Raw genomic sequence first — 293 nt, forward strand, 5'->3', positions numbered from 1 at the left:
TCCAGGTTGCGCGCCTTTTCCGCGTTCAGGTCGTTGTCCGTGCCCGTGGTCGGGTCAACCGCCTGACTGAACTGCGGCGGCGAGAACGTCCTGAAGGCGTTCGCAAACAGAACCGCGTCCGGATTCAGCTCGTAGCTTGCGCCGATTCCGCCGACCAACTCGGCGGTGGTTGCGCTGCCGCTGACGCCGCTCGGTAAGCCGTTGCGGAGCCCGATCCGGATCGTCTGGTCGATGTATTCATAGCGCAGGCCGGGGCGCAGGGAAAGGCGATCGGTGACCCGGTAGTCGAGCTC

Annotated in this window: 1 protein-coding gene; it reads right to left on the bottom strand. The window is 65.2% G+C overall.

What is annotated here, in order from left to right; translation table 11 throughout:
* Positions 1–293, bottom strand: a 293-nt coding sequence (locus ACTFO6_RS18515) for a TonB-dependent receptor domain-containing protein (RefSeq protein ID WP_439935841.1), incomplete at both ends; no start/stop codon positions are given.

The organism is Pelomicrobium sp. G1 (assembly GCF_051905455.1).
GTDB lineage: Bacteria > Pseudomonadota > Gammaproteobacteria > Burkholderiales > UBA6910 > Pelomicrobium.